The following is a 20000-nucleotide window of genomic DNA, read 5'->3' as shown; positions in this document are numbered from 1 at the left end:
CGATGGAGCTGCCGCCCGGCTACCGGGTGGGGTCCTGGGAGGTGCGCGAACCGATCGCGAGCGGCGCCTTCGGCAGCGTCTACGAGGGCAGACGCGAGGAGGGCGAACCGCAGCGCGCCGCCTTGAAGTTCCTGCCGACGGGCACCCGCACACCCCGCCAGCTGCACCATCTGCGCGACCTCACCCAGCGCGAGGTCTCGCTGCTGCGCACCCTGCAACGCCCCCGGCTGATCCGGATGCACGAGGTGCTCACCGTCGACGATCCGCAGCGGCCCGAGGTCGACGGCGCCTGCGTCCTCGTGCTGGAGCAGGCGCACACCTCCCTGGACCGGCTGCTGGCCGACGGCGGCCTCATCCCGTCCTCGCTGCTCGTCCAGGTCTGCGAGGGCCTGGCCCAACTGCACACCGCGGGCTGGGTGCACGGCGATCTGAAACCGGCGAACGTGCTGCTGATGCGGGACAGCACGGTACGGCTGTGCGACTTCAACCTCGCCGCCGAGCTGGAGGGCACCCACGCCTATTCGCCGGCGTTCTCCACGCCGGACTACACACCGCCGGAGCTGCTGTGGTCCGAGATCGGGGAGCGCGGCCAGCGCATCCGGCCCAGCACCGACATGTGGGCCTTCGGCGTCCTCGTCCACCGGGTGCTGACGGGCGCGTTCCCGTTCCCGGGCGGCACCTCCTCGGCACGGCGTGACGCGGCGCTGCGGTATGCGCAGGGCGGCGAGGGGCTGCGGCTCTCGCCCGAACTGCCGGACTCCTGGCGGCAGATCGTCATCGACTGCCTGGCGCCCTCGCACGAGGAGCGTGCCTCCTTCGACGCGGCCTCGCTGCTGCGCCGCTGCGAGGAGGCCGCCGGCACCTCCCCGGCCCCGCGGCTGCCGCTGTCGAGGCGCCGCCGGGTCCGGCTCGGCGCACTGCTGGCCGCCGCCGGGCTGGCCCTGATCGCCGGGACGGCCACCGTCACCTCGCTCGTCGTCGACGGCAACGCCGGGACGCGGGAGAGCACAGCGCAGGACACCGTGGAGCCGCACGGCTACGACCGGTGCAAGAAGGGCTATGTGTGCTTCTTCACCGAGCCCGCCGGTGCGGGGAAGATGTGCAGCTGGTACGGGTTCGACGAGGACTGGCAGACCGGCACCATCTCCTGTCCGTGGAGCGGCAGGCAGGCGCCCCGCTCGGTGTTCAACAACGGGGTGGAGGGCAAGTACACCGCCGTCGCCTACTTCCGTGAGGACGACCACCACAAGAAGGTCGGCTGCATCTCCCGGCTCAGCCGCGCCGACCTGCCCGAGGACCTGCCCAAGCTGCGCTCCCACAGCTGGGTCACCCACTGCTGAACCAGTCTGCACCTCTCCTGTTGGGCCTCGCACCCTGAGAGTTGCGAGGTACCCGGCGCCGGCGGCGCGGTGCACCGTGGAGTCGTGCCGCTCGACGGCACTCCCTCAAGGGGCAGTTGGGGAACACGGCGTGACTCCCGCACGGGGCAGTCCGGGCACACGTCGATCACGGGACCCACGGGGGAACGTCCCGGAGGGATCATCGGGGGAAACACGGGGGAGAGCACCGCGTCCGGCCGGCACGGGGGGCCGGGCCAGGCGCGGTTCCGCGAGGACACCCCGGCGGCGCCGGAGGTATCAGGGGGCGCCGCACAGACGGGCCCGGCGGTTGCGGCACCGCCGGGCCCGTCGCACGGGGAGCCGTTCGGCTCCGGTTGTCGGTGGAACCCCGGAACGTCAGTGGAAGAAGTGCCGGGCCCCGGTGGTGTACATGGTGACGCCGGCGGCCTTCGCGGCCTCGATCACCTGCTCGTCCCGCACCGAGCCGCCCGGCTGCACCACGGCACGGACACCGGCCTCCGCCAGCACCTCGAAGCCGTCCGGGAACGGGAAGAACGCGTCCGAGGCGGCGTACGCGCCGCGCGCCCGCTCCTCCCCCGCGCGCTGGACGGCGAGCCGCGCCGAGTCGACCCGGTTGACCTGGCCCATGCCGACGCCGACCGTCGCCCGGTCCTTGGTCAGCAGGATCGCGTTGGACTTCACGGCCCGGCAGGCCCGCCAGGCGAAGGCCAGCTCCTCCAGCTCGGCCGGCTCCAGCGCGGCGCCGGCCGCGAGCGTCCAGCCGGCCGGGTCGTCGCCCGCGGCCTGGAGGCCGTCCCTGACCTGGGCGAGACCGCCGCCGTCGATCGGCCGGAACTCCGACGAAACGGAGGGGGCCTCGGGGCAGCGCAGCACCCGGATGTTCTTCTTCCGGGTGAGCGCGGCCACCGCGCCGTCCTCGTAGCCGGGAGCGACGATCACCTCGGTGAAGATCTCCGAGACCCGCTCCGCCATCGCGAGGGACACCGGCCGGTTGACGGCGATGACGCCGCCGAAGGCCGACAGCGGGTCGCAGTCGTGCGCCCTGCGGTGCGCCTCGGAGATGTCCTCACCGTCAGCGGCCACCGCGATCCCGCACGGGTTGGTGTGCTTGATGATCGCGACGCACGGCGCCTCGTGGTCGTAGGCGGCACGGCGGGCGGCCTCGGTGTCCACGTAGTTGTTGTAGGACATCTCCTTGCCGTGCAGCTGCTCGGCGTTGGCCAGTCCGCCGCCGCCGCTGGAGTACAGCGCGGCCGACTGGTGCGGGTTCTCGCCGTAGCGCAGCACGTTCTTGCGCGTGTACGTGACGCCCAGGAAGGAGGGGAACGCCCCGCCGTCCGCGGTGTTGCCGGCGCCTTCGGTGCCTGCGGCGCCTTCGCCCTCCTCGGGCGCGTACCCGGCGGCGAACCAGGAGGCCACCGCCACGTCGTACTCGGCGGTGTGCCGGAACGCCTCGGCGGCCAGCCGCTTGCGTGCCGCCAGGTCGAACCCGCCCCGCGCGACGGCGTCCAGCACGTCCGCGTACCGCGCCGGGTTGACGACGACCGCCACCGACGCGTGGTTCTTGGCCGCGGCGCGCACCATCGACGGGCCGCCGATGTCGATCTGCTCCACGCACTCGTCGGGCGAGGCGCCCGAGGCCACCGTCTGCTCGAACGGGTACAGGTTGCCGACGACCAGCTCGAACGGCTCGACGCCCAGCTCCTCCAACTGCTCGCGGTGCGCGGCCAGACGCCGGTCGGCGAGGATCCCGGCGTGCACCCGCGGATGCAGCGTCTTGACCCGGCCGTCCAGGCACTCCGGGAAACCGGTCAGCTCCTCGACCGGCGTCACCGGGACCCCGGCGTCCGCGATCTGCCGGGCCGTCGATCCGGTCGACACCAGCTGGACGCCGGCCTCGTGCAGCCCGCGCGCCAGCTCGGGCAGACCTGTCTTGTCGTACACGCTGATCAGCGCGCGCCGGACGGGCCGCCGTTCGCCCCCACCGGCCTGTGCCCCCTGCGCGCCCTCGGCGCCCTGCCCGTTGTCGGCGGTTTCGGTCATGATCCGAGTCGTACCCTTCTCATCTCGGGCCCCTCTAGGGAATAGCCGTCGCGGGCGAGCCGGCCCACGACCTCGACGAGCAGCCCTCGCTCGACTTCCTTGATCCGCTCGTGCAGTGCGGACTCGTCGTCCTCGTCCAGGACCTCGACGGCGCGCTGCGCGATCACGGGCCCGGTGTCGACACCGTCGTCGACGAAGTGGACGGTGCACCCGGTGACCTTGGCGCCGTACGCGAGCGCGTCGCGGACGCCGTGGGCACCGGGAAAGCTGGGGAGCAGCGCGGGATGGGTGTTGACCACCCGTCCCCCGAACCGCTCCAGGAACCTACGGCCGAGGATCTTCATGAAGCCGGCCGAGACGATCAGATCCGGCGCGTACGCCGCCGTCGCCTCCGTGAGCGCCCTGTCCCACTCCTCGCGGGTGGCGTGGTCCTGCACACGGCACACGAACGTGGGAATCCCCGCCCGCTCGGCACGCTCCGGGCCGGTGATGCCGCGCCGGTCGGCGCCGACGGCGACGATCTCGTACGGCGGGTCCGCGTCCCCGGGGCGCGCCTCCCGCCCGGGGGCCACGGCGTCGAGCAGCGCCTGGAGGTTGGTGCCCGATCCGGAGACCAGGACCACGAGGCGCGCGGGACGGGCGGGACGGAAGGACTGCGCGGCCACGACGGGTTCTCTCTTCGCGGGAGACGGATTGTTGCGTGGGGACGGTCTTGTGCGGTCGTACGAGGACGTGATCCGGCGATTTCCGGGGAACTCTACGAAGCGTCCGACCGTCGGCAACGATACCGGCAGCGCGAACGGCCCCCACGGGACGGGGGCCGATGGGCCAGGTAGCGTCGAGTGCACGGTCCCGGCGGGGCCGTGACAGGGGCCGCCCGACAGGCCGGAGACCGAGGAAGCGACGCGGAAGCGACGAGGAAGACACACACCTGATGACCGACCGACGCCGCCGTGCGGCTGCCTCCGACAGCTCCTCCCGCGAGGACAATCCCTTCGCGCCGCCGCCGGAGGGGCAGCCGGACCAGCCGTGGCAGCCGCGTCACCCGCGCCCGGGCACACCGGCGTGGGCGGGCCCGGACCGCCACCACCCGGGGTCGGACGAGCACGCGGGCCCCGACCGCCACCACCCCGGCTCGGACGAGCACGCCGGTCCGGACCGGCACGCGGTACCGCGCCCCGGCGACGACTCGGGCGACGGCTCGCAGTCCGGCTCGGGCGAGGGCGGTCGGGGCCAGGATCCCTGGGGCGGCCGCTGGTCCCGGCAGCAGCCCGGTCGGCAGAGCGGCGGCTTCGGCGGCCCCTCGCGCCCGGGCGGCCAGGGCGACGGCCAGGAGCCGCAGGGCCCGCGCGGGATGCGCTGGGATCCGACCGACCCCCTCCAGCGGCATGCGCGCTACGCGCTGCACGCCGGGATCTGGGGCCTGTTCTTCGTCCTCCTCGGCGTTCCGCAGGCCGGGCTGCTGCTCGGCGCGCTCTCGGTGTACTGGGGCATCAGCGCCCTGCGGAACAAGCCGCCCAAATCGGCGTCCGGGGCGGGCGAGGGCGGCAAGCCGGGCAAGGGCGGGAAGCGCGGCGCACGCGCGACGGCCGAGGACGTCGCGGGCACCTCGCGTGCCGCGGGGGCGGACGAGCCCGGCAGCACGGCGGCCGGTGCGCCGAAGATCCCGCTCGCCGTCACCCCCGAGCAGGCGGCCAAGGCCAAGCGGACGGCGGCCATCGGCGGGCTGGTCACCGCGGGCCTCACGCTGGCCCTCGTCGCGGCGACGTTCACGTTCCGCTCCGTCTACAGCGAGTACTACACCTGCCGGGACGATGCGCTGACCCAGTCCTCCCGCGCCGACTGCAAGAAGCATCTGCCCGAGGATCTGCGCCCGTTCCTGGAGAACCGGGCACTGTGACCGGCGCCCCCGCTACCGTCACCGCCCGGACCACCGCGCCCCGGGCCGCCACCACCCGGACCACCGCTCCCTGACCGCCGCTCCCTGACCGCCGTTCCCTGGCCGCCGTTTCCTGACCTGCGGGCTGAGGACTGCGGGCTGCGGCTCAGTCCGTCCCGGGTGCGGCCCGCCCGCCGTCTCCCTGCGCGCCCGCACCACCGTCGGCGCCACCGCTCCCGCCCTTCCCGCTCTCCCCCGCGGCGCCGCCGGTGCGCCCGGCTCCACCGCTCCCCTGCTCCGCACCGGCGGGCTCCGACGGTCCGGACGAGGGACGGGGCGAGGGTCCGGACGGGGCGTCGGGCGCCGGGTGCCGGGGATCCGTATCGGCTTCGTCGTCCCCGGACGGGCCGGGCGCACCGGCGGGCCCCGGGGCGGGCGCGCCGGTGTCCCGGGCGGCGAAGTACGACCTGCCGACGGGGGGTTCGGGCGGGAACTCGGCCATGAGGCCGCCGGACGCGGCCTTCATCACCGACCAGCGGACCCGGCGCACCTCCTCCGTGTGCCAGCCGGAGTCCGGGCCGCGCACCTCGGAGACCGGCGTGGGCGCACGGTTCATCAGCGCGGCCGTCGCCGCGGCCCGGCGGGCACGGCGGACCGTGCGCCACCGCACGACCAGACCGACGGGCAGCCCGCCGACCAGCACCCAGAGGCAGGCCGCACCACCCGTCTCCCACCAGCGCGGACCGAGGTACCGCAGCGTGCCGCTGCCGAGCGCGCCCCCCGCGTACGCGGCGAACAGGGAGAGGACGGCCCCGCACAGCAGGGCCGCCAGCGGGACGGTGACCAGAACGCCGCGCAGATCCCTCGGCACGGGCGCCCGGCACCGCGCCCCGCCGCCGTCGGCCGGCACCCCCGCCCTGCCCACCCACCGTCCGCACACCAGCCCGGCCACCAGCGGCGCCGCGCCCGCCAGCCACCACGGCACGGTGCCGCCGTCCTGCCCCGGCACGGCGGCCAGCAGCGGAAACGGCGGCAGCTCCGCGCCCGCTCCGGGGCTCGCCCGCAGCCCGAGCGAGGCGAGCGGCCCGTCCGGTCCCAGCACCGGCCCGAGCACGCTGCCGTCCAGCACGAACCCCGGCCCGAGCGCCCACGCGAGCGCCCACACCACCGCGTTGGGCAGCAGCACCACCGAGAGCATGAGCAGCGCGAACTGTCCGGAAGGGCCCGGGGAGAGCCGGGGGAACGCCTCGCCCACGGCGGGCGCGTGCCACAGCACCGCCCCGGTGAGCAGCAGCGCGCCGCCACCGCACAGCACGACGGTGGCGGCGCTGGCTGCGCCGGCCGCGGCGGCCAGGCGCTCCCGGACGCGGGCCCGCAGCAGCAGTTCGGGCGCGATGTCCGCCGCCGTCTCCCCCGCGCCACCGTGGCCGGTGTCCCGCGGCAGGCGGACGGCGAGCAGCTTGGGCGGGAGGGCGGCCAGCCGGGCGAGCAGCCGGCCGCCGCGCCGTCCGGGTGCCAGCGGCATCGGGCCCACTCCCCCGCAGACGAGGACGCACACGCCGGTGACCAGCCCGGCCAGGAGCGGCAGGTGCCAGACGGCGCTGAGGACGTCGACCCGGATCGGCCCCTCGGCGGCGTAACCGGTCACCAACCCGCCCACCAGCAGATAGCCGCCCGAGACCCAGCCGGCGACGGCCGCGGCGCCCGGCCCCGACCCGGCCTCCACCCGGGCGTCGAGCCCCTCCCGGGTCGCCCGGCACAGCAGCCAGACGGCGAGCGCGGTCAGCATCAGGGGGGTCACACCCACGGGTGCCGGGATCCCCGAAAGTGTCTCGTGCCGGACGAGTTGCGCCCCGTGCGCCAGCAGCCACAGATCGGCGGCCAGATGGAGCGCGCTCCCGGCACCGCCGTCCGGATACGGCGAGACCGTCCACAGCAGCAGGACGACCGCCGCGATCACGCCGAGGCCGACGCCCGCGGCACACGCGCCGCCCACCAGCCATCCGCTGGTGAGGGGGAGGTGCCGGCGGGTGCCTCGGCGGGCGGACAACATCGGGCCACGGTGCGTCAATTGGCTCACGTCGTCATGCTGCCAAGAACACCCGTTTTGCCCTAGTAGCAGGCGAATCATCGTTGTGTCGCCCAAGCTAGGCGTTATGCACCTTTCCTTCAGTTTCATGGCGCTCCGATGACCAGGCCCACCGCCCGCCCTCAGCGCCCGGGGAAGGGCGCCCGATCCGCGTCCGCATCCGGCCCCGCCACCGGCCCCGCGACCGGGTACGCGCCCGGATCCGGTACGGCCGGTGACACCCCCTCGGCCCCGTCCGCGCCCGTCCGGGGCGGGCACGCGCACCCGGAGCCCGGCGGGGGCGGGGGCGCGCGCGGGGGCGGACCCCGGCGCACGCGCAAGCAGCCCGTCGGGAAGCTGCCGCGGGCCAAGCGCACCGGGAAGGGCGGCAAGCAGCCCCGCTCCGCTGCCTGCCGCAACCGCCGCCCCCGGCAACAGCCCGAACCCGGACCGGCCCACCCCGGCCCGGACACCACCCCGGCACCCGACCCCCCGCCGGATCCCGCGCACGACTCCGCGCCCGACTCGGCGGCACCCGGCTCCGCGCCCGACTCCGTGCAGGGCTCCGGGCACAGCACCACGTCCGGCTCCGGGCACGGCTCGGTGTCCGGCCCGGCTTCCGGTTCGGCGTCGGTCGCCGCCGTCGGGACGCCGCCGGAGGCCGACGCGGCGGCGAACGCCGAGGCGGACGGCGAGGCGGGCGCCGCGGACCGCGAGGGCGCCGAGGCAGACGGCGGAGCCACGGCGGCGGACCGCGCAGGCGACCCGGTGGACCGCGAGGACGACCCGGCCGACCGCCAGGGTGCTGCCGAAGACGGCGGAAGCGTGGAGACGAGCGGCGCAGGCGGCCCGGCGGATCGCGAGGGTGCTGCCGCAGGCGGTGGGGGTGCCGCGGAAGGCGCGGAGGGCGCGGAAGGCGCGGAGGGCGGTTCCGGGGGTGGCGGGGGTGGAGCTGCGGTGCCGGGCCCGGCCGGGCCGGTGCGGCGGGTGCCGCCGGCGGCGCGGAAGGGGCCCGGGGCGGGGTCGGGATCGGGCACGGGGTCGGGGCGTGGGGCGTCGGCGGGGCCGGAGTCGCCGGGGTGCAGGGCGATGTTCGGTCCGGAGTCGCTCCCCGAGTCGCTGTTCCGGTCCGGTTCGCTGCCGGAGGCGCTGTTCCGGCCGGAGTCGCTGCTGGCCTTCGACGGCGACAGGGACGGCGCGCGCGACGGAAGCGGAACGGGCGGCGCGGGCGGAACGGGTGCCGGGGAGCGGCATCCGGCCGGGCTCGTTCCCGGGCCGTCCGGGGAGCGGACACCGTCGTGGGCGCGGGTGACGGACGCGGTTCCGGGGCAGGGGGCGCGTCCGTCGGCGCCGGGCCCGTTCGCGCCGGAGGCGGTGCCCGAGACGGCGCCGGAGGAGGGAACGAGCGCGCCGGAGGCCGCCTTCGACCAGCTGTACCTCGCGCACGGGCGCTCCCTGACCCGGCAGGCGTTCCTGCTGTGCGGCCACCGGAAGATGGCACGGCGCGCGGTCGAGTGGGCGTTCCACCAGGCGTGGCAGAACTGGCCCGAGGTCGAGGCGGACGGCGATCCGGGCAGCTGGGTCCGGGCCTCGGTCTACACCTATGCGCTCTCGCCGTGGCACCAGTTGCGCCCGGGGCGCGGCCTGCCGGAGGCGTACGCGGGTCCGCCGCGCGACCGGGCTCTGCTGGAGGCGCTGCTGCGGCTGCCCCGCTGCTACCGCGCGACGGTGCTGCTGCACGACGGGCTCGGGCTGAGCCTGTCGGAGACCGCGGCGGAGACGGAGGCCAGCGCCCGGGCCGCCGGTGCGCGCCTGGCGCACGCCCGGGCCGCGCTCGTCGACGACTGGGCGCCGCTGCGCGAGGCACCGGAGCGGGAGCGCGGGACGCTGCTGGCGCGCGCCCTGCGGGAGTTGGGCGCTGCCCAGCCCGTGCGGCTGCTGCCGCCGCGTCTGGTGCGGCGGGACAGCGAGCGGACGACGCGCGGCTGGACGGCGGCCTCGGTGGCCCTGACGGTCGTGATCACCGTCGCGACCGTCTTCACGCTGATGACCTCCGACGAGGGCAAGTCCTCGCGGGAGACCGCCCCCGGAGTGCCGGAACCCGGGACGGGGGCCCCGCTGCGGGACCCGGTGCCGGGGCCGGGCACGGCGGGCGCCGCCGGGCACGGCCGTCTGCCGTCGCTGCGGGCCCTGCCCGTCGAGCCGCGGACGGAGCGGTCGGGCCCGGCGTACGAGCCGGCCCACGCGTACCTCCCGCAGCTGCGCTCCACCAACACCCGCAACGACCTGGACGACTTCCTCGGCGGGGACAGGGACCGGGACGGCGGCACGGACAGCGGCGCACAGGACGACAGCCGGCAGGACGACGGGAGCGGGAACGAGGGCGGGAGCGGTGACGCGAGCGGGAGCGGTGACGGTGTGCCGGACGGCGGCGGGGACGCGGGGCGGTCCTGAGCGCGGCGGGCCTGAGCGCGGCCCCGCCCCCGTGCCGGGCGGGACGGGGGCGGGACCGCCGGGACGGTGCGGTACCGGTGTCGGGCGTCAGGCGCCGGGCCGCACCAGGCCCTCCTCGTAGGCGAAGACCACGGCCTGGGTGCGGTCCCGCAGGCCGAGCTTGACCAGGACACGTCCGACGTGCGTCTTGACGGTGGACTCCGCGACGACGAGATGGGCGGCGATCTCGCCGTTGGACAGGCCCTGCGCGACGAGCACGAGGACCTCCGACTCGCGCTCCGTCAGCTCCTCGATCCGCTCGTGGGGGTTCGTGCGCACCGAGCCGAGCTTGGAGAACTCGGTCAGCAGCCGCTTCGTGACGGTCGGCGCGAGCAGCGCCTCGCCGCTCGCGACCACCCGGACGCCCTCCGCCAGCCGCTCCGCCGAGGCGTCCTTGAGCAGGAAGCCGCTGGCACCGGCGCGCAGCGCCCGGTAGACGTACTCGTCGAGGTCGTAGGTGGTCAGGATCAGCACCTTCGTACCGCTGTCCGCCGCGACGATCTCGCGGGTGGCCTCCAGCCCGTTCATGTGCGGCATCCGCACGTCCATGAGGACCACATCCGGGCGCAGCCGGGCCACCTCGGCGACGGCGCGGCGCCCGTCCTCCGCCTCCCCGACGACCTCGATGCCGGGCATGGCGCCGAGCAGCACGGAGAAGCCTTCGCGGACCATGGCCTGGTCGTCGACGATCAGCACCCGGATCATGCGGTGGCCTCCGCGTCCCGGCCGGAGCCGACGGACTTCCGACCGGCCGCCCCGGCCGCCCCGTCGGGCCCGGCTGGCCCCGCCGGCTCCGCCGACTCCCCGGATCCGTCGGGCGCGTCGGACCGGTCGGAACCGTCGGAGCGGGCTGATGAGCCCTCCTCGGACCCGTCGGGGTCACCGGCAGCGTCCCCGGCCCCGCCCCGGCCCCCGGTCCCCGTCTCGGTCCCGGGCGCGGGCAGAAACGCGGCCACCTCGTATCCGCCGTCGTCGGTGGGCCCGGCCGTCATCTCGCCGCCGAGCACCTGCACCCGCTCGCGCATGCCGAGCACGCCGTGCCCGGCGCCCGGCGAGGGTTCGGCGGGGCGGTCGGGGCGGCCGTTGACGATGCGCAGCCCGAGCCCGCCGAGCACATAGGCGATCTCGACGCGCGCGGAGGCGCCGGGCGAGTGCCGCAGCACATTGCTGAGCGCCTCCTGGACCAGGCGGTAGGCGGACAGTTCGACGCCCTGCGGCAGCGGCCGTACCGCGCCGGTGACGACGGCGTCCGCGTCCAGGCCGGTCTTGCGGACGCTCTCCAGCAGCGCGTCGAGGTCGGCGAGGGTCGGCTGGGGCGCCTCCGGGTCGGTGTCCCGGTACGGGTCGGTGTCGCCGGAGCGTACGACGCCGAGGATGCGGCGCAGTTCGGTGAGGGCGGCGACGGCGTTCTCCCGGATGGTGCCGAGGGCCGTGGCGAGTTCGGGCGGCGTGTTCTCCACCCGGTACGGCGCCGCCTCGGCCTGGATGGCGATGACGGACATGTGGTGGGCGACGACGTCGTGCAACTCCCGCGCGATGGTGGCCCGTTCCTCCAGGACGGTGCGGTGGGCGCGCTCCTGCTCCTTGACGGTCTCGGTCTCCTCGACGTGCCGGCGCTCGTCCCGCCAGGCCCGTACGGCCGCGGCGGCGACCAGCCCCACGGCGGTGGCCGCCGCGTACTGCGCGAGATCGCGGTCGCCGCGTTGGAGGAGGGTCAGGACGAGCGCACAGCCGACGAAGGTCACCACCCACATCTCGGCGGCCAGCCGCGGCCGGGTGCGCAGCACCACCAGCACCATCACCACCACGTGGCACAGCAGGGCCGCCGAGCCCCAGTCACCGCTGTACCCCATCGCCAGCACCAGCCCGGCGCAGGAGATCCAGTAGGCGCCGACGGGCCGCAGCAGGGTCAGCGCGACGGGGCCGGTGGCCAGCAGGGACAGCGTCAGCGGCACCACGGAGCCGAGCGAACCGAACTCCACCCCCTTGATCAGCAGCACGAAGAAGGCGAAGGCGGCGCAGCCGACGACGAGCGCGTGCGGGGTCCACCGTGCCTTCTCCCGCAGCGGCGCGGGCAGCCTGCGCAGCCGCCCGTCGGGGCGCGGCTCGGGGCGCGGCGGCAGCGGGCGCGGGGCGAGGACGTCGGTGAACAGGTCCCGCCGCACGGTGCGCAGGACACCGGCGACGAGGGCGGTTTCGGTGGGCACGCTCGCGGCCCCGGTCTGGTCGCTCATACCGCCACAGTAGGCAGCCGCCGGGACGCTGCCGTCCCCACAGATACTGATCTGCCGGCGTCCTCCTCAGGTACCACCCCGGGTACGCGTCAGGCCCGCGCCCCGGAACGGGTCCGGGACGCGGGCCTGACGACGAGCCTGCCGAAGAGCCTGCCGGGGGCCGCCCGGCGGCGGGCGGCGGCAGCCCACGGGCCGCGGCGGGCGACCGCCGCGCGGAGGCCGGCCGGCGGACACCGTCCGTGGACGGAAAGCCGTCGGGCAGCCGCCGTGCGCCGGGCGGTGCGCCGGCCGCCCGGGAGCGGGATCGGCCGGTGCCCGGCCGAAGGCTCCGCGAGGGCTCGGCGAGGGCTCAGGCGGAGAGGCGCTCGCGGGCGAGGCGGGCGGTCTCGGACGGGGTCTTGCCGACCTTCACGCCCGCGGCCTCCAGGGCCTCCTTCTTGGCCTGCGCGGTGCCGGAGGAGCCGGAGACGATGGCGCCGGCGTGGCCCATGGTCTTGCCCTCCGGGGCGGTGAAGCCCGCGACGTAGCCGACGACCGGCTTGGTCACGTTCTCCTTGATGAAGTCCGCCGCGCGCTCCTCGGCGTCGCCGCCGATCTCGCCGATCATCACGATCAGGTCGGTGTCGGGGTCGGCCTCGAACGCCTTCAGCGCGTCGATGTGGGTGGTGCCGATGACCGGGTCACCGCCGATGCCGACGCAGGTCGAGAAGCCGATGTCGCGCAGCTCGTACATCATCTGGTACGTCAGCGTGCCGGACTTGGAGACCAGCCCGATACGGCCCGAGTTGGTGATGTCGGCCGGGATGATGCCCGCGTTCGACTGGCCGGGGGTGATCAGGCCGGGGCAGTTGGGGCCGACGATCCGCGTCTTGTTGCCCTTCTGGGAGGCGTAGTCCCAGAAGTAGGCGGTGTCGTGGACGGCGATGCCCTCGGTGATCACGACGGCCAGTCCGATGCCCGCGTCCACGGCCTCGACGACCGCGTCCTTGGCGAACTTCGGCGGGACGAAGATGACGGTGACGTCGGCACCGGTCTTCTCCATCGCCTCCTTGACGCCGCCGAAGACCGGGACCTCGGTCCCGTCGAAGTCGACGTTGGTGCCGGCCTTGCGCGGGTTGACGCCGCCGACGATGTTGGTGCCGGAAGCGAGCATCCGCTTGGTGTGCTTCTGGCCCTCGGAGCCGGTCATCCCCTGGACGATGACCTTGCTCTCCTTGGTGAGGAAGATAGCCATGGTGTGTAGATGTCCTCGTTCGGTCTCGTCCGGGCTTACTTGGCGGCCAGCTCGGCGGCCTTGTCGGCCGCGCCGTCCATCGTGTCGACCTGCTGCACCAGCGGGTGCGCCGCGTCGGTCAGGATCTTGCGGCCCAGCTCGGCGTTGTTGCCGTCCAGACGCACGACCAGCGGCTTGGTGACGTCCTCGCCCTTGGACTTGAGCAGCTCCAGCGCCTGCACGATGCCGTTGGCGACCGCGTCGCAGGCGGTGATGCCGCCGAAGACGTTCACGAACACGGACTTGACGTCCGGGTCGCCGAGGATGATCTCCAGGCCGTTCGCCATGACCTCGGCGGAGGCACCGCCACCGATGTCGAGGAAGTTGGCGGGCTTGACGTTGCTGTGCTTCTCGCCCGCGTAGGCCACCACGTCGAGGGTGGACATGACCAGGCCCGCGCCGTTGCCGATGATGCCGACCTGGCCGTCGAGCTTGACGTAGTTGAGGCCCTTGGCCTTGGCGGCGGCCTCCAGCGGGTTGGCCGCGGCCTTGTCCTCCAGGGCCTCGTGCTCGGGCTGGCGGAAGTCGGCGTTGGCGTCCAGCGAGACCTTGCCGTCCAGCGCGATGATCTTGCCCTCGGCCGTCTTGACCAGCGGGTTGACCTCGACGAGGAGGGCGTCCTCCTTGACGAACACGTCCCACAGCTTCACCAGGACGTTCGCCACCTGGTCGATCAGCTCGGCCGGGAACTTCGCGGCCTCGGCGATCTCGCGGGCCTTCTCCTCGGTCACACCGGCGATGGCGTCCACCGGGATCTTGGCCAGGGCCTCGGGCTTGGTGGCCGCGACCTCCTCGATCTCCACGCCGCCCTCGACGGAGGCCATGGCGAGGAAGGTGCGGTTGGTGCGGTCCAGCAGGAACGAGACGTAGTACTCGTCCTGGATGTCCGCCGTCTCGGCCAGCATGACCTTGTGGACCGTGTGGCCCTTGATGTCCATGCCGAGGATCTGACCGGCCTTCTCGACCGCGTCCGCGGGGTCGGATGCCAGCTTCACACCGCCGGCCTTGCCGCGGCCGCCGGTCTTGACCTGCGCCTTGACGACCGCCCGGCCGCCGAGTCGCTCGGTCACCTCGCGCGCCGCCTCCGGCGTCTCGATGACTTCACCGGCCAGCACCGGCACGTCATGCTTGGCGAAGAGGTCCTTCGCCTGGTACTCGAACAGGTCCACGCGCGTCCGTCCCCTTAGATCAGTGGTCGCGATCGTTGTCAGCGTGGGCGTGCCGCGAGGCCGCGTGGTCCACGGGAGCGCGCGGCATGTCCGCCTTGCAGGTTAGCTCTGCGTGTGTGCGCTTCCTAAATCACAGCTCACACATGAGCGGTGACAACGGTCACAGAGCGGACGGCCCGGGCCTCCCCGGCGGCGGCCGGGCCTCCGCCCCGCTCCCGGCCCTCCCCCGCGGCCGGCTACACGTCCGGCACCGGGACGGGACGCTTCTCCAGCGCCGCTGCCATCACCTCCGGGAAGTGGTCGGGCGTGCACGCGAAGGCCGGGGCGCCCAGCGCGGCCAGCGCCGCGGCGTGGTCGCGGTCGTAGGAGGGGGCGCCGTCGTCGGAGAGCGCGAGCAGCGTCACGAACTGCACGCCCGCGCTCTTCATCGCCGCCACCCGCTTGAGCATCTCGTCCCTGATCCCGCCCTCGTACAGATCGCTGATCAGCACGACGACGGTCTCCGCGGGCCGGGTGATGCGCGACTGGCAGTACGCCAGGGCCCGGTTGATGTCGGTGCCGCCGCCGAGCTGGGTGCCGAACAGGACGTCCACCGGGTCGTCCAGCTCCTCGGTCAGATCGACGACGCTGGTGTCGAAGACGACCAGCCGGGTGTCCAGCGTGCGCATCGACGCGAGGACCGCGCCGAACACCGAGGCGTAGACGACGGACGACGCCATCGAGCCCGACTGGTCGATGCACAGCACGACGTCCTTCTTCACCGCCTGCGCGGCCCGCCCGTAGCCGATCAGCCGCTCGGGCACGACGGTGCCGTACTCGGGCAGATAGTTCTTCAGATTGGCGCGGATCGTGCGGTTCCAGTCGATGTCCCGGTGCCGGGGGCGGTTGACCTTCGCCGAGCGGTCCAGCGCCCCGTTCAGCGTGGAGCGCGTCCGCGCCGCCAGCCGCTTCTCCAGCTCCTCGACGACCTTGCGCACGACGGCCCGCGCCGTCTCCTTGCTCGACTCCGGCATGGCCCTGTTCAGCGACAGCAGCGTGCCGACCAGATGCACATCCGGCTCGACGGCCTCCAGCATCTCCGGCTCCAGCAGCAGGGACGCCAGGCCGAGCCGGTCGATGGCGTCCCGCTGCATCACCTGCACCACCGAACTGGGGAAGTAGGTGCGGATGTCCCCGAGCCAGCGGGACACCTGCGGCGCCGAACCGCCCAGCCCCGCGCCGCGCCGGCCGCCGCCCGGACCGCCACCGGCCCCGCCCGCGCCCGCCCGGCCGCCACGGCCTCCCCCGTAGACGGCCTCCAGGGTGCGGTCCATACCGTCGTCCGCCCCGCTCAGCGTGCAGCCGGTGCCGTCCGCCGGGCCACCGCCCAGCACCAGCCGCCATCTGCGCAGCCGCTCGGCCTCGGCACCACCGGACCCGAACTCCCCTTCTTTTTCCAGCACTTGACCGCCGGCCACCTCACGCACCGCCCTTCGTCACCGCGTTCGCTGTCGCCACCGCTGACGCCGCTGTCGCCGTCAGCTCGTCTGCTCCCCACGCCCCGGACGCCGCCGTTCCGCTGAGCACGGCCGACCCCAGGGGCGACCCGGACTCCCCGAGTGCCGCGGACTCCGCGGCTGTCGCGGGCTCCCCCGGTGCTGCGGGCGCCACGGCTGCCGCCGCCGGGGACACCGCCTCGTCCGCCGCGGCGCCCAGCAGCCGCAGCACCGTGTCCGCCGCGGCACCGGCGCGCTCCTCGTCCAGCCCCGGGCCGAAACCGGGGAGCGCCCCGCCGGACGCGGGCCCGTCGCCCGTCGTGCCCAGCGGTCCGCGCCGGATCAGCTCGCCCAGGGTGCGGCGCACCCCCGCCTCGTACTCCGCGAACGTGCGCCGCAGCAGCGGCAGGACGTCCGTGAACGCCTCGGCCGGCACCGCCGTCAGCCAGCGGTCCACCAGCGTGAGCAGCCGTTCGTCGTGGACGAGCAGCATGCCGCCGCCGGACAGGAACCCCTCGACCCAGGCCGCTGCCTCGGCCGGCGGCGTACCCGGCGACAGGGCGAGACCCATCAGCCGGGCCGCCTCCTCGTCCGCCAACGCGCCGTCGTCCAGCAGGAGTCGGGCACAGCGACCGCGGATCAGCCCCGGCATCCCGTCCCGCGCCGCGAGCGAACGCAGCATGCCCCGCCAGCGTCCGAGCAGGGCCGCACCCCCGGGCACGGGCACTGACTTCGGCTCGGGGTCGGGGACGGGGTCGGGGACGGGGTCGGGGTCGGTTCCGGACCGGGAGCCGGGATCGGCTCCGGACACAGCCCCGGACCAGGACCCGGCTCCCTCGCCGCCCTCGGGGGACTCGCGGGCGAGCAGCGTCACCGCCTGGTGGGCGACATCGAGATGGGTGCGCATGTCCCGGGCGCCCTCCGCATCCAGGACGGCGCAGGCCGGCGGCAGCCCCACGCACACGCGTTCCGCCAGCCCGGCCGCCACCCGCGCCGGCACCACCGGATCCGTGCCCCGCACATCCCCGTACCGGACGGTCCGCACCAGCGCGGGCAGTGCCTGCGCCAGATGGCCGACGTCCGACTCCAGCGCCGCGCGGTCCGCCAGCACCCGCATCACGACGGGCACCGCCTCCGGCAGCGCGGCCGGCAGACACGTCTCGGCGAGCGCCGTGACCCGGGCGAGCGCCGCGCCGTCCGCCGTGGCCGCCTCCTCGGCGGCGGAACGCGCCTTCGCCGTCGCCGCGTCGTACACCGTCGTGCCCCAGATGCCGGCCTCCGCGACGCGCACCGACAACTCCGGCTCCCAGCACAGCCGCCAGCTCTCGCGGAAGGTGCCCGTGCCGGCGCTGCGCGACCGCGCCGGTTCGCCCCAGTCGACACCGAGCAGCCGCAGCCGGTGCAGCAGCCTGCTGCGGGCCGCGTCCGTCTCCTTGCGCAGATCCAGGTCCAGCTCCCGGACCTCGGCGGAGAACGTGAGCCGTACCGCGCGCCGGCAGCGCTCCAGATCCCGTTGGAGCGGGACGGCGGGCGCGCCCTCGGGCACCCGGCCGAGGACGTCACCGACGACGAGCCTGTCCGCCACCAGGTCCATCGGTACGCCGGAACCCTCGCACAGCACGGCCCGCGCGGCGTCCAGCGTCTCGCCGAGCCCGGCCAGCGGGCGGCCGCGCAGCGACGCCAGCGTCCCCGCGAGCCGGACGGCCTCGATCACATGCGCGGAGGACACCACCATGTCCTGCTCGCGCAGCAGTTCGGCGATCCTCGTCATCCACCGCTCCACCGGGCGGTCCGGCGCGGAGAACAGATGCCCGTACCAGCCGGGCGAGGCGATACCCGCGCCGTACCCGGAGGCACGCGCCAGCCGGCGGTGCGTCCACGGCACCCAGGTGACCTCCGCCTTGACCTTCGGCAGCCCCTTCAGCAGCCGGCGGTCTGCGGTGACCGTGGAGCGCGCCGCGAGCGCCGGCACATGCCAGGCACCGCAGACCACGGCCGTGTGCCCGTCCCCGAACTCCTTGCACGCCTCGCGCAGCCGCAGCCGCATGTGCGCCTCACGGACGAGATCCCGGCGGTGGCCGCCGTCCCCGTGCACCGCCCGCAGCTCGGCCATCGCCTCGGCGAGCGCGGCGAACGGCTCGTAGGGGTCCGGGGCTTCGGACGCTCGGCGGGGCTCGGTGAGTTCGGTGGCGCGGGAGGCGGCGCCCGAGGGGGTGCCCGGGTGCGCGGGGGCGGAACGCGCGGGGGCGGGCCCGTCCGGCGCGGGCGCCGGCGCGCGTGCCGACGTGCCGCGGTGCTCGACGACGTCCTCCCACCAGCGTTCCGGGTCGTCGTACCCGGCTGCCTCCGCGAGCGCGGCCAGCGGATCCAGCCGCAGTTCCTCGGCGGCCGGCGGTGCGCCCCTCCCGCCGCCGGGGGCGGCGGCGCCCGGACCCCCGTCCCGGGCGCCGCCCTCCCCTGCCTCCCCGTCCGCCTCCGCGGGCGGGTCCCCGTCGCCCAGCGCGAGCGCATGGGCGGCCGGGAGATCGATGAACCGGACAGGGACGCCGTGCTCCGCCGCCCAGCGCAGCGCCACCCACTCCGGCGAGAAGTGCGCGAGCGGCCAGAACGCCGCCTTCCCCGGTTCGTTGACGGCGTGCGCGAGGAGCGCGACCGGCGGCACCATGTCGGGGCTCGCGGCGAGCGGGACCACGGCGTCCCCCTCCGGCGGGCCCTCGATCAGCACCACACGGGGCGCGTACGCGTCCAGCGCGGCCCGCACGGCACGGGCCGAGCCCGGCCCGTGGTGCCGGATCCCCAGCAGCAACGGCCCTTCGGGCCCCGCGCCTCGGGCCGCACGCCCCTTCGTGTCGACGGCATCCGTCATGCGGACACCTCACGGCAGGCACGGTAGAAGTCCTTCCAGCCCTCCCGCTCGCGCACGACCGTCTCCAGATACTCCTGCCAGACCACGCGGTCCGACGCCGGGTCGCGGACCACCGCGCCCAGCAGGCCCGCCGCCACGTCGCCGGCGCGCAGCACACCGTCCCCGAAGTGCGCCGCCAGTGCGAGGCCGCCGGTGACGACGGAGATCGCCTCGGCCGTCGACAGGGTGCCCGAAGGAGATTTGACCTTCGTACGTCCGTCGTCCGTGACGCCGTCCCGCAGCTCGCGGAAGACCGTGACGACCCGGCGGATCTCGTCGAACCCCTCCGGCGCGGGCGGCAGTTCGAGCGACCGGCCCAGCTGGTCCACCCGGCGGGCGACGATGTCCACCTCGTCCTCGGTCGTCGCGGGGAGCGGCAGCACGACGGTGTTGAAGCGGCGCCGCAGCGCGCTGGACAGCTCGTTGACCCCGCGGTCCCGGTCGTTGGCCGTCGCGATGAGGTTGAAGCCGCGGACGGCCTGCACCTCCTCGCCCAGCTCCGGGACGGGCAGCGTCTTCTCGGAGAGGATGGTGATCAACGTGTCCTGCACATCGGCCGGGATGCGGGTCAGCTCCTCCACCCGCGCCGTCATCCCCTCGGCCATGGCCCGCATCACCGGGCTGGGCACGAGCGCCGCACGGCTGGGGCCCTGGGCGAGCAGCTGGGCGTAGTTCCAGCCGTAGCGGACGGCCTCTTCGGCCGTGCCCGCGGTGCCCTGCACCAGCAGCGTCGAATCCCCGCTGACGGCGGCGGCGAGATGCTCCGACACCCATGTCTTCGCCGTGCCGGGCACGCCGAGCAGCAGCAGGGCGCGGTCGGTGGCGAGCGTGCTGACCGCGACCTCGACGATCCGGCGCGGGCCGATGTACTTCGGTGTGACGACCCGGCCGTCGGGCAGCTCCCCGCCGAGCAGATACGTGGCCACCGCCCAGGGGGAGAGCCGCCAGCGCTCGGGCCGCGGCCGGTCGTCGACGGCGGCGAGCGCGGCCAGCTCCTCCGCGAAGGCGTCCTCCGCGTGCGGCCGCAGCGCGCCCGCGGCGGTGGCCTCGGCGTGGGATGTGCTCCCGGAGGTCTCTGTGGTCTCGGCGTTCGCTGGGGT

General features: G+C 75.0%; 13 protein-coding genes. 3 read left to right on the top strand and 10 right to left on the bottom strand.

Going from position 1 to position 20000, the window contains the following annotated elements:
• Positions 1–2 precede the first annotated feature (2 nt).
• Positions 3–1340, top strand: a complete 1338-nt coding sequence (locus SCA03_RS06960; protein WP_371863901.1) for a protein kinase domain-containing protein — start codon at positions 3–5, stop codon at positions 1338–1340.
• Positions 1341–1736: 396 nt separating this feature from the next.
• Here SCA03_RS06960 and purH read toward each other — a convergent pair whose 3' ends face one another.
• Both purH and purN read right to left on the bottom strand, forming a co-directional pair.
• The gene (gene purH, locus SCA03_RS06955; RefSeq protein ID WP_086817329.1) at positions 1737–3404 is read right to left on the bottom strand and encodes a bifunctional phosphoribosylaminoimidazolecarboxamide formyltransferase/IMP cyclohydrolase; all 1668 of its coding nucleotides are present in this window, start codon (positions 3402–3404) and stop codon (positions 1737–1739) included.
• A complete protein-coding gene (purN, locus tag SCA03_RS06950) occupies positions 3401–4069 on the bottom strand; it encodes a phosphoribosylglycinamide formyltransferase (protein WP_030874605.1) in 669 nt (222 codons plus the stop codon). The genes purH and purN overlap by 4 nt, the downstream gene beginning before the upstream one ends.
• A gap of 269 nt (positions 4070–4338) precedes the next feature.
• Between purN and SCA03_RS06945 the strand changes: the two genes are divergently transcribed.
• Positions 4339–5304, top strand: coding sequence for a hypothetical protein (locus SCA03_RS06945; protein ID WP_037865387.1), 966 nt, complete (start codon positions 4339–4341; stop codon positions 5302–5304).
• 145 nt (positions 5305–5449) lie between these two features.
• On the opposite strand, the gene SCA03_RS06940 is transcribed toward SCA03_RS06945, so the two are convergent.
• Entirely contained in the window at positions 5450–7336 is a 1887-nt protein-coding gene (locus tag SCA03_RS06940) for a cell division protein PerM (RefSeq protein WP_174864483.1), read from the bottom strand.
• A 1104-nt stretch (positions 7337–8440) separates the two neighbouring features.
• Here SCA03_RS06940 and SCA03_RS06935 point away from each other — a divergent pair.
• On the top strand, positions 8441–9805 hold the full coding sequence (locus tag SCA03_RS06935; protein ID WP_141275254.1) for a sigma factor-like helix-turn-helix DNA-binding protein: 1365 nt from the start codon (positions 8441–8443) through the stop codon (positions 9803–9805).
• 87 nt (positions 9806–9892) lie between these two features.
• On the opposite strand, the gene SCA03_RS06930 is transcribed toward SCA03_RS06935, so the two are convergent.
• The 7 genes from SCA03_RS06930 to SCA03_RS06895 all read right to left on the bottom strand — a co-directional run bounded on the left by SCA03_RS06930 (position 9893) and on the right by SCA03_RS06895 (position 19928).
• Positions 9893–10549 (bottom strand): response regulator, encoded by a 657-nt coding sequence (locus SCA03_RS06930; RefSeq protein WP_030889015.1) that lies wholly within the window; start codon positions 10547–10549, stop codon positions 9893–9895.
• On the bottom strand, positions 10546–12078 hold the full coding sequence (locus tag SCA03_RS06925) for a sensor histidine kinase (protein WP_141275253.1): 1533 nt from the start codon (positions 12076–12078) through the stop codon (positions 10546–10548). The genes SCA03_RS06930 and SCA03_RS06925 overlap by 4 nt, the downstream gene beginning before the upstream one ends.
• Before the next feature lie 349 nt (positions 12079–12427).
• Positions 12428–13312, bottom strand: a complete 885-nt coding sequence (gene sucD / locus SCA03_RS06920; RefSeq protein ID WP_030889008.1) for a succinate--CoA ligase subunit alpha — start codon at positions 13310–13312, stop codon at positions 12428–12430.
• A 35-nt stretch (positions 13313–13347) separates the two neighbouring features.
• On the bottom strand, positions 13348–14520 hold the full coding sequence (sucC, locus tag SCA03_RS06915) for an ADP-forming succinate--CoA ligase subunit beta (RefSeq protein WP_030874620.1): 1173 nt from the start codon (positions 14518–14520) through the stop codon (positions 13348–13350).
• 236 nt (positions 14521–14756) lie between these two features.
• Positions 14757–15977, bottom strand: a complete 1221-nt coding sequence (locus SCA03_RS06910) for a VWA domain-containing protein (RefSeq protein ID WP_170298213.1) — start codon at positions 15975–15977, stop codon at positions 14757–14759.
• A 1-nt stretch (position 15978) separates the two neighbouring features.
• The gene (locus SCA03_RS35480) at positions 15979–18861 is read right to left on the bottom strand and encodes a DUF5682 family protein (RefSeq protein WP_230988510.1); all 2883 of its coding nucleotides are present in this window, start codon (positions 18859–18861) and stop codon (positions 15979–15981) included.
• Positions 18858–19928, bottom strand: coding sequence for an ATP-binding protein (locus tag SCA03_RS06895; RefSeq protein ID WP_051855494.1), 1071 nt, complete (start codon positions 19926–19928; stop codon positions 18858–18860). The genes SCA03_RS35480 and SCA03_RS06895 overlap by 4 nt, the downstream gene beginning before the upstream one ends.
• Positions 19929–20000: the final 72 nt, after the last annotated feature.

The sequence above is a fragment of the Streptomyces cacaoi genome, from assembly GCF_006539165.1.
In the GTDB taxonomy this organism is placed as follows: Bacteria; Actinomycetota; Actinomycetes; order Streptomycetales; family Streptomycetaceae; genus Streptomyces; species Streptomyces cacaoi.
Note: the sequence above shows the minus strand (reverse complement) of the source record. Positions and strands in the feature narration are given on the sequence as shown.